Source organism: Novosphingobium terrae, from assembly GCF_017163935.1.
GTDB lineage: Bacteria > Pseudomonadota > Alphaproteobacteria > Sphingomonadales > Sphingomonadaceae > Novosphingobium > Novosphingobium terrae.
On sequence record NZ_JABVZR010000001.1, the window covers coordinates 1,516,616 to 1,529,171 of the forward strand.

Genomic DNA, 12,556 nt, shown 5'->3' on the forward strand with positions numbered 1-12,556 from the left:
GCACTGCCAGAATGCCAGTGTCGGGCCCTGTCTGACAATGGTTTAGAGCGGGTGCCTAGCGTGCGGTGATGGTGACACCCTCATGCCCGTCATCCCGCACCCGAACCGGGAAGCCATTGGAGAGGGCATCGAGAAAGCGCGTGCTGTCGGCAGTGCGGAAGGCGCCGGAGATGCGCAGCGAACCGGCACGCGGATCGGTCAGGCGGATCGGCTGGCGGCGATAGCGGTTGAACTCGCTCACCGCCTCGCCCAGCGTCTGGTTCTGGAACTGGAGCATGCCCTCACGCCATGCGGTAAGGCCGGAGGGATCGGGCAGATCGCGGATCACCCGGTTGCTGCCGCGCTGGGTCAGCAGGTGGCCGGGGGCCAGAGCAACCTCCGCGCCGTCATCGCTCATGGTCAGCCTGCCGTTGTCGGCATAGGCGCGTAGCTGGCCGGGATCGCTGCGCAGGTCAAAGCTGCCTTGCGAGGCGGTAAAGCCTTGCCCGCCCGCGTCGATCCGCCACGGCGTGGCCGAGGGCCTGATGCGGAACCAGCCCTGACCTTCCAGCCGCATCGAGCGCTCACCCGAAGCAAAGCGCACCTCAAGCCGGCTGTTGGTGTCGAGCGTGACCAGCGATCCATCGGGCAGGGTGACATCGGCCTGCTGGCCCACATCGGTGTGAAAGCTCTCGATGGTGGGCGCCTCGGCGTGAGAGGCGCGCCACGCATGGATGCTGTAGGCGGCCAGCGGCGTGCCCACCAGCGCCAGCGCGGCTGCGGCGATCATCGCCTGACGGCGCCGGGCAGCCGGAAGAACCGGTGAGGGGCGGGCCAGCATGGTGCGGGCGAGGGTCTGCTGGCGCAGGGCGAGCAGCGGATTTTCCTCGGCCAGCAGAGCGGCCTGATCGTGGGCGGCGCTGATCTGCCCATAGGCCTGCGCATGCAGCGGGCTCGCGTCGCGCCATGCCGCGAAGGCGGCCTGCGTCGCGGGGCTGGGGGCCTGCATCCGCTCATGCCAGAGCGCCGCCTGGGTCAGGAGAGGGGTCTCAGCGATGGCGCCAATCCTCGAAAGCTGCGGCGACATGCGCAAGGGCACGCGCCTGATGTTTTTCAGCGGCGCGCGTGGAAATGCCCAGCGCGCGGGCGACATCGGCCATTTTCAACCCTTCCATCACGCGCAGCACAAAGACATCGCGACTGCGATCGGGAAGCTCCAGCAACACGGCCTGCAGCCGTATTGCCGCCTCCTTGCTTTCCAAGACGCGGTCGGCGGGAATATCCGAACTTGGCAGGACCAGATCGTCACGCAATTCGTCATGAAATTTCGTGTCACGCACCGTTGCCCGCCGTGCGCTGTCCTTCAACACATTGGCGGCGGTGACGAAAAGGAAATGCTCCGGCTTCTCGATGGCGGTCGGATCGTCCATCCGGCTCAGGCGCAGATAGACATCCTGCACCAGATCGGGGACATCGGCCTTGACCGTCACCCGCCGCTCGAAAAAGCGGTGCAGCGCCTGACCATAGCCCTGTGCCAGACGCGCAAGAACCAGCCCGCGCCGGTTCTGCGCGGGAGGCGGGCCATCCTCTGCCTGTTGCGGAATCGGTTCTGCGTCGCGATCCATCGGATTATTCTGGGCGCCTGCTGCGGCGATCTGTCAAGATCAGAGGTGCTGTTGATCCTTTGGCCGTGCCATTTATAGCGTGCCTTATGGAGATCGATCACCGTCTGGCCACCTATGGCACACTCGCGCCCGGGCGCCCGAACCATCATCAGCTTTCCATGATCGAAGGCAGATGGAGCGTCGGTTTCGTGCGGGGGCGACTGGTCGATCAGGGCTGGGGCGCGGCGCTCGGCTATCCCGCGCTGGTGCCGGGGGAGGATGGCGACAGGGTCGAGGTCCATCTCTTCGAAGCTGCCGGTCTTGCGCAGCATTGGCCGCGCCTCGACGCTTTCGAGGGGGCCGAATACCGCCGCGCTCCGATCACGGTCGAAACCGGGGGCGCAACGCTCGACGCCTGGATTTACATCAACGCCTGATGGGTTGCGGCGGGACAGGCGCCCGCCGCATGGCCTGCTAGATCTTGGGCTGGATCTGCAGCGTCATCACATCGCTGTAATCGCCCGCCATCATGCCATTGATCGTACCCACCCGGATGCTGACGGCATGATGCTGGATACCGCCGATCGGCGGCGGGAACTGCGCGCGCATCGTGCCGTGGCCGTCCACGCTGCTCAGCGCGGCATTGGCCAGCACCGGGCTGTAGCGCACGCCGGGCGAATTCGGGCTGTTGCGACGCTTGATCTGGAAGCCGTTCTGCGAGCTGACCACGATGGCGTAATCGTCATTGGCATAGGCGGTGAAGGGGAAGGTGCTGCTCACCTTGTTTTCAGCCAGCTCGCCCAGATCGATCAGCCGCGAGTTGCCGCCGCCCACCAGACGCATCGAGGGAATGACCGAAAGCGAGAGAATGACCGGCACCGTCAGCTCGGACTTATGGTTCGAGCGGTCGGTCAACTGAGCGGCGATCTGCAGCGAGGCGCTGTAGACACCGGGCCGCGCCACCTGACCTTCGGGCACGGACATGGCCATATTGGCATTGCCCAGAAGGCTGCCCGCGCTCCCCAGCGGCAGGCTGACCGGATTGGGCACAAAGGCCTGAGACGGCTGGACCACCGGCGCGGCGTGACCGGCGATGGTCACATTGGCCAGAATGGCATTGCCGCCCAGCACCAGACGCGCGCTGGCGCCGGTTTCAGGGCTGGTCTGGCTGGCCACGAGCGACAGCTGGAGGTGAGCGCCGGTGCAGTCGCCGCTGGTGCGTACGCTGATCGGTGCGGGCGAGATCACCGCGGCGGGATCGAAGGGATCATAGCTGGCGTTGATGCCCGAGAGGTTTAGCGCCGTCAGCCGGCATTGATCGCCTGCCGCCCAGGCCTGGCCCGGGGCGAGCAGGGCCAGCGACGACGCGGTCAGCAACGGCAGGGCCAGAGCGGAGGCCAGGGCGTGTTTCGGCATCATGCATCCTTTTCGTGTCATGCCTTGGCTCATTTCGCCACCTCGGGGTGAAGCGTTCCCAGCGTCACCAGCATATCGGGCGATTTGGTGACCTTCAACGTATAGGTCAGCGTGGGCGTGCCGGCCATATCGAGGCGATAGGTGCCCGGGCCGACGCCCGACAGGGCGAAACGGCCCTCGTCATTGGTGACAACCGAGATCGGCGGTTTGGAGGGATCGTCCAGATTGCGGGCCTGGCCGGTGCGCAGGGCAACCGGCGCATCCTCGGCATCGCGCAGCTTGCCGAAGGCCGAAATGTTGTCAGCCGAACCGACCTTGACCCGGTAGCCGGAATGCAGCCAAGGATAGACCTCGGCGGAACCGGTGCCCAGATCGTAGCCGGTGGGCAGATCGGCCACATCATAGGTGACCACCGCATCGGAATAGGAACCCAGCGGCAGCACCGCAGGCCCCAGCGTGCCCGAGCGCGAGCGGACCTGATGGCCGTAGCGGTCGATGATCGTCAGCTGATGACCGTCCAGCGAGGAATCGCGGGTGAAGACCGCGAAAGCATCGTCGATGCGCGGCCCGATGCCCACGGCACCGCCGGCATAGGCGATGCTGCCCAGCACATAGCCGCCCACCTGCTGGCTCTGCAGCTTGCCCGAGGCGGTCATGTTGCTGCCGGCCGTCAGTTCGATGTCGCCGCGGTTGGTTTCATAACCGGCGGTGATGCTGCCGGTGGCATTGCCCAGCGTGGTCGAATTGTCGCGCGTGGCATTGGCGCTCAGATACCAGTCGTCGATGCCGCGCGCGGGGGTGCGGTTGAAGTTGGCCTGCTGGGTGAAGCGGTCGCCGCTGGCGCTCAGCACGGCGCCGGCACCGAAGCGCTTGGTCAGGCTGAGCTGCAAGCTGAAGCCGCGCGCGATCCTGATGCCCGTGTCGACGGTGGTTTTCGGAGCGAAGCTGTAATCCGCGCCCAGACCCAGCGTGGAGCGGAAGGGCCCGGGGAAGATCAACTGCGCCGAGATCAGCGCCGTATCACCCTGACCGCCGCGCAGCATGGAATAATTGCCCGAGAGCCTCAGGGTGAGGACGCGCCCCATCGGCACGGAGGCATTGGCCGAGAGCGTGATGGCACGCGTGTTATAGGTGCTCAGATCGAAATTCGGAGCACTGTCCAGCGTGAAGGTCTGGGGCGGCGTGATCGTGCCCGCCGCGCTGGGGATCAGGAAATGCGGCGTGTCATACTCGATATAGATGTCGAGATTGGTCGACTGCCCGCCCGGATGAGGGGTGCGATTGTAGGAATATTGCAGACGCGCCGCGCCGCCGCTGACATCGCCGTAATCATGGCTGCCCGACAGATCGAGCGAGAACAGACCGATCGGCGAGCCCCAGATCGCGGAGACACCGGCAAGCTGCATGCGCGAGGTCGCCTCGACATTGGCGCCCATCGTCAGACTGTCGGTCAGGCCGCGGTTGTAGAAGCCCTGAAAGGCAGGCTCTGAGGTGTAATGCGGGCCGCTGTTGCCCAGAGGCGCCAGCACACCCGTCGAGATGCTGTATTCGCTCTGCCCGGCAGGCAGCAGCTGCGCGGAATTGACCAGCGAGAAATTGAACTCGCGGCGCTGCCCGGTGATATCGGTGATCACCACGGTGAAATTGTTGGCGCCCTGCGTGATGGGCAGATTGCGCAGATCGTAATTGCCCGGCGCCAGATGCATCGAGCCGATGATCAGCCCGTTCACCATCACCTGAATATCGGACTCGCGCTCGATCACCAGGCTGCGGCCATGCAGGCCCGGTGGCGTGGTCAGATTCGAGAGCTGGCTGCGCAAATGGCTGGCGCTGATACCGGAAATCTGCGGGTCGGACTGGAAAGCGGTGGTCTGGCCGACCAGATCGCCTGCCGTCAGACGGACGCCCTGATAGGGCAGATCATAGATCACCCGGCTGGAGTTGCGCAGGAAGGGCGTGTCGGACAGGCTGTTGAACGAGAAGTAATTCTCGAAGCCCAGGCGACGGGAAATGCGCCCCGCCACCTCGACATCGCCCAGCAGGCCGGGATTGTGCGAACCGCTGCCGTAAACCTGCGAGATCACGCCCAGGCGATAGTTGATGAAGGCGCTGAGCGGCTGGGACTTGTCCGGCTGGATCGTGCGAAAGCTTTCGCGGCCGAAATTGAGATCGCGGCTGTTCATGCTGGCAGGATCGATCGACACCACCAGCTCGGAATTGCCCGGATCGTAATGGACCAGATAGCCCAGCTTGAGCAGGGCGAAGGGCGTGATCTGCCCCTGTGCGTCACCGGCGGCCCGCAGCTCGGCCAGCTTGTCGGCCTTGAGCATCCGGCTCAGCGCCGCCGCGAAATCTTCCGTCTTGATCGACAGCGTGTCGTCAGGGGCGATGGTGATGTCCACATCGCCCAGCGGCCCGGTCGAGCGCAGCGGCACGTTCAGCACGATGGTGCGACCGGTCGGATTGAGGCGCGGGGCAGGCTTGGCGGATGCGGTGCCCGCCGCGCTGCTGGCGACGCCATTGCCAGCTGCCGCGGCGATCGAGGTTGGAAGGGCAACGCCCCCCGCCTGGCTGTCCAGCAAGCCGGTGAGAAGAAGAAATTGCAGCACGTCGGGCCCTATCAGCCTTTACCGTCTTTGCGGAAGGTTACGGTGATCTGGCCGGTCTTGGGCAGATCCTTGACGGGAATGAACATATGCCTGCGGGCATTGGCCGGGATCAGGCCGAGGCCGACGGCATGCTCCACATCCACGGTCGAGAGATCCTGCTTGAAGCCATTGTCGCCCTGAAGGCGCAGACCGTAATCGACCAGGAACAGGGCATTGTTGCCGGTGTTCTGGATCAGCAGATCGAGACCCGCTTCATGATGGGCGGGGCCTTGCGGGCTCTCCGGCACATCGCGTTCGGTGGCGGTCTGGGAGACCAGCTCGGGCGCGGAGGTCATGCCGGGCGTGCTGACCGCGACCAGGGTCTGGATGGCATAGACCACCTGAACGCCGGTGCCTTGCTGATCGACGGGCACTTCCTGCGAGGTGACCATGTAGAGGCCGGCCTTGTCGAGCTTGGGCTCACCCACCCAGCGGAGGCGGAAAACCTGGGTCTTCCCGGCCTCGATCGTGGCGATTGGCGGGAAGATGAGAAAATCGTCGCTTTTGACCGGTTCGGTCTGTGGGCTGCCGGTTTCGCCGATGATCAGCCTGGAAACCTTGACCTGGATCGTGTCGGGCTTGTTCTTGTCGTTGACCACCGTGATCGCGGCATTGGCGCCTTGCCCCGCCGTGTACATGCGGATGACCATGGGCTGCACCAGCACCGCCTGCGCCGGGCTGGCCGCCAAGGCGAGGGCCATGACTGCGGCAACAAGGCCGCCCTGACGGTAAAACTTGGAAGTCATCGATTGCCCTTCAATGATGCCTTTTGGGCGGCGTCGCGCAGATAGGGGCCGCGCCGATGGGGTGACGACAGGCGAGATCCCGATGGTGGCCCAGATGTTGGCAAGGGGTGGCGCGATGCCACCCCTTGCACTGCGCCGGAGCGATCGTTCCGGCGCATTCCTTCACGCTGTCAAGCGTTAGGCAACCGGGGTGATCGTGACGTTGGCAACGTCCGAATAGGCACCCGACAGCAGGTAGCTGCTGCTGGCCAGACCGGTCAGCTGGATAACGGCGCTGCCGTAAACGGGGCTGGCCGAGGACGAGGTGAAGGTCTGGTTGGGAGCGATCGCCTTGTCGGTGACCGCCAGGGTAGCACCGCCCAGCGAGACCGACACGCCGTAGGGAACCAGCTTGGTGAAGCCGGCCGAAGCCTGCTGCGTGCCGGTGTAGGACAGACCGCCCTTGGTCGAGGTGAACGAGATGGCGAAGTTGTGGTTGCAGACCGAGTAGGGCAGGTTGATGGTGGCACCCCAGGCCTGAACGGCGTCGGTGTTCTGGTCCTGCAGGTTCACGTTCAGTGCGACGTCCGAGTTGGCGCCCGACTGGCCGCCCGACAGGGTGCTGGAGGTGGCGTTGGTCAGACCCGAAATGCTGCTGACCTGACCCAGGCGGCAGTAGTCCTGAGCGCTGGCGGCCAGGTTCAGGATGCTTTCACCGTCGTTGCCGATCGGCGTGGTCGAGGTGGCGGCGAAGGCGGGAGTCGAGAGGAGAGCCAGAACGGCCATCGAAGAAGCGATCAGACGCATGATATTCCCTTTCATTGCATTGGGGCATTGTTGAAAAATCGGTCGTCGTGAGCGGGGTCCGACGGATGTCCGTGCGGCGATACCGGCCCGACGATGGCCGGTATATTTCTGAAATCAGCTGGAAAGCCTGGGGGCCAGGCGGATGGCGATGATGTCCGAATAGGTGCCTTGCAGCAGCGGCTGGGTGGTGGACGCGGTGTTGATCACCAGCGTCGTCCGTCCGCCGCCAAGACCTGTGCCGGGTGCCGATGCGGCGTGGCAGGCACTGTCATTGTGCTGCCTGTCGCCCTTCATCTGCGCCGAGGTACAGTTGAGCGTCACCGCCCCTGCATTCTGAAGATCCAGAGCCAGCGAATAGCCCACAAGATCGGAGAAATTCGCGACGCCGGCGCCCTGGAACCTCAAGCCGCCATTGAGCGAGGTGACCGTGGCATCGAAAGGCGCGTTGCACTGGTAATCGATGGGCACCGAAGCGCTGCGCTTGGCGGCGGCGCCATTGGCCGGATCAAGGATATCGCCCAGATTGACGTTGGCCGAACTGGTCTGCAGCGAGCACCGGGCGGTGATGTGACCGGTGATGCCATACTGCATCGTGTTGGTGGCGCCTTCAGGCACATCCACCGTTGGAACCGCTATGGAGGCAGATGCCCCCTGAACCGAACAGAGCATCAGAAATGCTGCTGCGCAGGGGCTCTTCAAACGCCGGATGTGATTGAAATTGCGCAAGGAACCCTCTTTCGCTAAATTCGTCGTTGAGGTGAAGTTCAAGAATGGACTTGGCTACTTGTGCATGCTTTGCGCGGTCTTCTTGACAGATTTATCAAGTTGACTTGGCTTGTTTAGAATTTTTGAAAAAAGTCAGAATATTTCTAAAGAAAAATTCTGTCCCTCCCCCTTCGTTGAGCGAGTTTCTAATGGTTTATTCCTTGTTAATCCATAATACAGAATGACTGGATTCGGAGAGTCGAAACGGTCAAAAAGTACTGTTTTGTCCATTTTCGAGACGTCCCTCATCCGGCACGTTTTATCGAATCCCGGGCGGGTCGATGTGAACAAGATCAGCTTTCGAAACTTGCGCAGGGGAGTCGTCGCGGTTTCACCGAAAATTTACGGGCGCGCGGCTAGAGAGTGATCTGCTTTCATCAGTCCGGGTGCGCCTTGCCATGAACACCAAGATGTATGTCCTTCGGTCCGTCGCTGTTGCCGCTGCGCTGGCGATCCTGCCTCAGGCAGCGCCTGCTCTGGCCGGTGAGTCCACTGTCCATCTGCAGTTGAGCGCCTTTGTGCCCACCTTCTGCAGGATCAGTTCGCCCGCGCCTGACGGCATCTTCCTGCATGACGGGCAGGCAACGCTGGGCACGGTGCAGGAAATCTGTAACGATCCGAGCGGCTATCGCGTCAGCTCGAATTTCACCAATCTGGATTCCGGGGCCTTGCTGGTGGGCAGCCGCCGCCTCGACATCGTCAACGGTCTGGCCGAGCGCACCGAAAACAATGCCGCGGTCAGCCGCAACTCATGGTCGCTGGTTCAGGCCAAGGCGGTCAATGCGGAGCTGCCGATCCTGCTGACGGTGACGATCAGCCCGGCGTGAGCGGGCCTTTCACCTCAACGCCTGTATAAGAGTAGCGTGCAAGTCCTCGCGATGGCCAAGGAGCTGTTCGAGGCTTGCGCGCAGTTGAGCCTCAGAAACGGGCTTGCCTAAAACCTCTATACCTTGCGCGATCAGTCTTCCGGCTTCTTCAAGATGAATTTCGCCGGTCAGGATGATCGTGGGGATCGGCCCATAAGCTTGATGCATGCGGGTGAGGATATCGCTCGCGGTTTCGCCATCGGCCAGTTGCAGATCGCAGAGCAGGAGGTCGGGCCGCATCCGGGCGATCATGCTCATCGCCTCGTCCCCGCTCGCCGCTGAGCGGCATTCATGCCCCCACAATTGCAGCAGCGTGGTCATGGCTTCGCGGATGGCGGGATCATCGTCCACCATCAGAATGTGGGCGCCACCGTGATGATGATCGCGCGCCGATGGCACCGGAACCTCCGGGAGGCGGGGCAGGGCGACGGTGTCATCCTGCGGCATGGCCAGGCGAAAGACGCTGCCCCTGCCGATCCGGGACTCCAGCGACACCTGCGCGCCGATCACCGAGGCCAGCCGCCGCACGATGGCCAGCCCCAGGCCCAGCCCCTGCCTTTGCATATGGCTGGTATCATCGAGTTGCCGGAATTCCTCGAAAATTGCCTCATGCTGATCGTCGGCAATGCCTTGCCCCGTGTCCCACACCTCGATGACCAGCTCGCCCGCGCGGCGGCGGGCGCCGATCAGCACGCCGCCCTCATGCGTGTAACGCACGGCGTTGGAGAGCAGGTTGCGCAGAATCGAATGAAGCAGAACCGGGTCGCTGTTGATCAGCGCCGTGGTGTCTCGGGTGCGATAGACAAGGTTCTTGGTTTCGGCGCTGCCAGCGATCTCGATTTCGAGATGGTTGAACAGATCCTGCAGCGGGAAGATCCGTTTCTGGGCCGAAATGCCGGTTTCGAAGCGGGAGAAGTCCAGCAGCATATCCAGCATCTCGGACGCGCCCTTGAGCGCCTCCTGCGCCTGACCGATCATCCGCAGGCGCAGGCGGCGTTCCGCGATGCTGTCGAGCGTGGCCAGAAACAGCGCGATGGCCTGCATGGGCTGGCGCAGATCATGGCCGACCGCCGTGAGAAAGCGCGAGCGTGCCTCATTGGCCTCCGCCGCGATGGCATGGGCGGCCCGCGCGCTGGCGGCTTCCTGCTCCAGCTTGCGGGCGAGGCTGGCATTGGCAAGGCCCAGCAGAATGGAACTGCGGCAGGCCGCCGCATTCTTGTAACCATTGTAGCCCATGCCGGTGATATAAAGCACGATCACCGTCGCGGTTTCGGCCAGATAGTCGGGCATCTGCCCGCCGGCCATGGCCACGGCCAGACCGACCGCAGCGTAATAGACCGCCAGATAGCTGGCCAGCACGCCGAAATGCGGGCCATAGGTTGTCGAGGCTGCCGCCACGACGCCTGCCAGTGAAATCAGGACGATAAAGCATTCGGCGGGATGAGATGTGGCCGGAATGATGAAATAGAGGCTGCACCAGCCGATCGCCTGGGGCATTTCCCAGAGGATCAGGCGATAGGTATAATATTTGGGGGCCTGTTCGATAAGCTCATCTGACACACGATCTTTGAGATCGATGACCTGCGCCACTTTGGAGAAAATCTGCCAGCCCAGCCACCACAGGACAGGCGCGCCCTCACTGTGCAGAAAGCCGGCGATCAGCAGCGAAAGCAGCAACGTCGAGGCATTGGCATTGCGCAGCATGCCATGGATCAGCTTGAGCCGCCCGACGAGGATGTTGTGTTCAAGCTCTGTATCCGCCCGATGGGCGGTGGCGCTGGCGCCCAAACTCATAGCAATCCGCGTTTTTGGACTTCGAAGGCGACTTCCGTGCGGTTGCGGGCGCCAAAGGCCTTCATCACCGTCTGCACATGGCCGCGCACCGTGAATTCGGAGATGCCCAGCACATGGGCGATGGCCTTGTTCGAATAGCCCTTGTGCAGATAGGTCACGATTTCCGTCTGGCGGCGGGTCAGCACATCATTGGCCGGCCTTTCGCTATGCCCCTTGCTCAGGGTCAGCGCGCGGACGATCTCCACCACCCGCTCGGGAGGCTCGGCCTTGGAAATGAAGGCGTCGACGCCGTGATCATTGGCCGCCAGCATCAGCGAGATGTCGATCTTCGCGCTGACGATCACGATCCGGCATTGCGGCCAGCGCAGGCGCAGCAGCGGCACGCCGTCGATCCCGGACATGCCGGAGAGGTCGAGATCCAGCAGGATGAGGTCCGGATGGAGTTCAGTGGCCTGAAGCGCATCCTCGATGCAGGAGGCCGCGCGAAACGCCATGGACGGGAAGTTCTTGGCGATGAGCAGTTCGAGCCCGGCCTGAAACAGGCGGTGATCATCGATCCCCAGAACGGTATATTGCGTCATTCCAGGAATCCCCCACCTGTCCCGCTGCTATCCCGACCGTCGAATATCGAATCTGGTAACCGCTATGCGACAGGTTTCCTGATCTCCTTAGCTTGAGTGTATGATCTGTCAAAGTAAATGAATGAAGCGGTTTTCATATGACGTCTATGACGGGGAGGGATTTGTTCGATGTTGTTTTTATGTTGAGGTTATAATTTCAAATTTATGACCCTATGCTTTTGTGCTGAAATGATGGATTTGACGTTTCAAAAAGATCTGAAAATGTTAATTTTTCGTTAATAATGTTTCAACAGCCAACTGGGCTGTAAAACGACATTATTCCGCAGCTGCGAAATTATGGCCGGTTGATTCCTGACCTTGTGCGCTGCGATGCCTTGCGTTGATCAATTTTATTGCATTCTCAATCCCATCTCCGGCTCTGCCCGTGGCGTCGTTTTGCGGCGAGCGCTTTGCGGCAGCGTCCATCCGCCCCAATCCGGGACTCTTCGGGGTGATTGTGGCTTTCATGCCTCACGCTCCGGCTCAGACCGGGCTGGATCAGGCTTTCCGCATCGAACCGGCCAAGCCGTAAAGCTGCTTAGGGGCAGGGCAGGGGGGAGCCAAGACAAGCTCTGATAGAGCTGTCTGGCAGGAGGTTTGCCTGATGAGCGAAGGATCTCAACGCGAAAAGCTGCTGGCGCTGTTTCGCACGCGCGCCGTCATGCGGGCGAGTGAGTTGAAGCAGGCCGGCATCACCGCCGCAGCTCTGCTGCGCGCGGTCGAGGATGGCGAGTTGGAGCGCCTCTCGCGCGGGCTCTATCAGCGCTGCCTGGTGGACCTCCACCAGCATCATGAGCTGGCCGTGGCGGCCATGCGCGTCCCCAAGGGCGTGATCGCGATGATCTCTGCGCTGATGTTTCACGGCCTGATGGATGAGGAGCATCCGCGCGTCTGGATGGCCATCGGCCCGCATGACTGGGCCCCGGCGCCCTCCTGCCCGCCGCTGCGGATCGTTCGTTTCGCGCCGGCCTATCTGCGACAGGGCGTGGAAACCCATGTGATCGGCGGCGTCCATGTGCCCGTCTACGGGCTGGTCAAGACGCTGGCTGATGTGTTCCGCCACCCGCGCCTTGTGGACCGCGAGATCGCGGTGACCGCCCTGCGCCGCGCCGTGCGCGAAGGCAAGGCGAGCCCCGCTGCCATTGAGGAAGGCGCCAGGACCGCCGGGGTCTGGCCGATCATGCGCCCTTATCTGGCGCATCTCGGGGTGGCGGCCGGCTGAAGAGAAACATCGCGGCACTTGGATGCTTGCCTCTCTGAGGGGATGGCGAGGTGAGAGGATGCCTTATGCGTGTGTTTCAAGCCCGCGATGGGATGACCCTGATGGTCCTG

Annotated in this window: 13 protein-coding genes; 4 read left to right on the plus strand and 9 right to left on the minus strand. The window is 62.8% G+C overall.

Annotated features, from left to right (window positions below; translation table 11 throughout):
- Nucleotides 1-55 precede the first annotated feature (55 nt).
- Together HGK27_RS06975 and HGK27_RS06980 are read right to left on the minus strand one after the other, a co-directional pair.
- On the minus strand, nucleotides 56-1,066 hold the full coding sequence (locus HGK27_RS06975; RefSeq protein WP_206242906.1) for a FecR family protein: 1,011 nt from the start codon (nucleotides 1,064-1,066) through the stop codon (nucleotides 56-58).
- Nucleotides 1,029-1,604: an RNA polymerase sigma factor gene (locus HGK27_RS06980; protein ID WP_206239862.1), complete on the minus strand. Its 576-nt coding sequence runs from the start codon at nucleotides 1,602-1,604 to the stop codon at nucleotides 1,029-1,031. Before HGK27_RS06980 ends, HGK27_RS06975 begins: the two co-directional genes overlap by 38 nt.
- Before the next feature lie 86 nt (nucleotides 1,605-1,690).
- On the opposite strand from HGK27_RS06980, the gene HGK27_RS06985 reads away from it, so the two are divergent.
- A complete protein-coding gene (locus tag HGK27_RS06985; protein ID WP_206239865.1) occupies nucleotides 1,691-2,020 on the plus strand; it encodes a gamma-glutamylcyclotransferase family protein in 330 nt (109 codons plus the stop codon).
- A gap of 37 nt (nucleotides 2,021-2,057) precedes the next feature.
- Here HGK27_RS06985 and HGK27_RS06990 read toward each other — a convergent pair whose 3' ends face one another.
- From HGK27_RS06990 to HGK27_RS07010, 5 genes are all read right to left on the minus strand, one after another.
- The gene (locus HGK27_RS06990; protein ID WP_206239867.1) at nucleotides 2,058-3,002 is read right to left on the minus strand and encodes a hypothetical protein; all 945 of its coding nucleotides are present in this window, start codon (nucleotides 3,000-3,002) and stop codon (nucleotides 2,058-2,060) included.
- Nucleotides 3,003-3,028: 26 nt separating this feature from the next.
- Nucleotides 3,029-5,608 carry a fimbria/pilus outer membrane usher protein gene (locus tag HGK27_RS06995; RefSeq protein ID WP_206239869.1) on the minus strand — a complete coding sequence of 860 codons (2,580 nt, stop codon included), beginning with the start codon at nucleotides 5,606-5,608 and terminating at the stop codon, nucleotides 3,029-3,031.
- A gap of 11 nt (nucleotides 5,609-5,619) precedes the next feature.
- On the minus strand, nucleotides 5,620-6,393 hold the full coding sequence (locus HGK27_RS07000) for a fimbria/pilus periplasmic chaperone (RefSeq protein WP_206239871.1): 774 nt from the start codon (nucleotides 6,391-6,393) through the stop codon (nucleotides 5,620-5,622).
- Nucleotides 6,394-6,570: 177 nt separating this feature from the next.
- Complete coding sequence (locus tag HGK27_RS07005; RefSeq protein WP_206239872.1) at nucleotides 6,571-7,179, minus strand: hypothetical protein; 609 nt, start codon at nucleotides 7,177-7,179, stop codon at nucleotides 6,571-6,573.
- A gap of 114 nt (nucleotides 7,180-7,293) precedes the next feature.
- Nucleotides 7,294-7,800 carry a hypothetical protein gene (locus HGK27_RS07010; protein ID WP_206239873.1) on the minus strand — a complete coding sequence of 169 codons (507 nt, stop codon included), beginning with the start codon at nucleotides 7,798-7,800 and terminating at the stop codon, nucleotides 7,294-7,296.
- 542 nt (nucleotides 7,801-8,342) lie between these two features.
- On the opposite strand from HGK27_RS07010, the gene HGK27_RS07015 reads away from it, so the two are divergent.
- On the plus strand, nucleotides 8,343-8,771 hold the full coding sequence (locus HGK27_RS07015) for a hypothetical protein (RefSeq protein WP_206239874.1): 429 nt from the start codon (nucleotides 8,343-8,345) through the stop codon (nucleotides 8,769-8,771).
- A 9-nt stretch (nucleotides 8,772-8,780) separates the two neighbouring features.
- On the opposite strand, the gene HGK27_RS07020 is transcribed toward HGK27_RS07015, so the two are convergent.
- A complete protein-coding gene (locus HGK27_RS07020; RefSeq protein ID WP_206239875.1) occupies nucleotides 8,781-10,604 on the minus strand; it encodes an ATP-binding response regulator in 1,824 nt (607 codons plus the stop codon).
- Entirely contained in the window at nucleotides 10,601-11,185 is a 585-nt protein-coding gene (locus tag HGK27_RS07025) for a response regulator (RefSeq protein ID WP_206239876.1), read from the minus strand. The genes HGK27_RS07020 and HGK27_RS07025 overlap by 4 nt, the downstream gene beginning before the upstream one ends.
- 424 nt (nucleotides 11,186-11,609) lie before the next feature.
- On the opposite strand from HGK27_RS07025, the gene HGK27_RS07030 reads away from it, so the two are divergent.
- Both HGK27_RS07030 and HGK27_RS07035 read left to right on the plus strand, forming a co-directional pair.
- Nucleotides 11,610-11,756 (plus strand): hypothetical protein, encoded by a 147-nt coding sequence (locus HGK27_RS07030; RefSeq protein WP_206239877.1) that lies wholly within the window; start codon nucleotides 11,610-11,612, stop codon nucleotides 11,754-11,756.
- 72 nt (nucleotides 11,757-11,828) lie between these two features.
- A complete protein-coding gene (locus HGK27_RS07035; RefSeq protein ID WP_206239878.1) occupies nucleotides 11,829-12,446 on the plus strand; it encodes a type IV toxin-antitoxin system AbiEi family antitoxin domain-containing protein in 618 nt (205 codons plus the stop codon).
- Nucleotides 12,447-12,556: the final 110 nt, after the last annotated feature.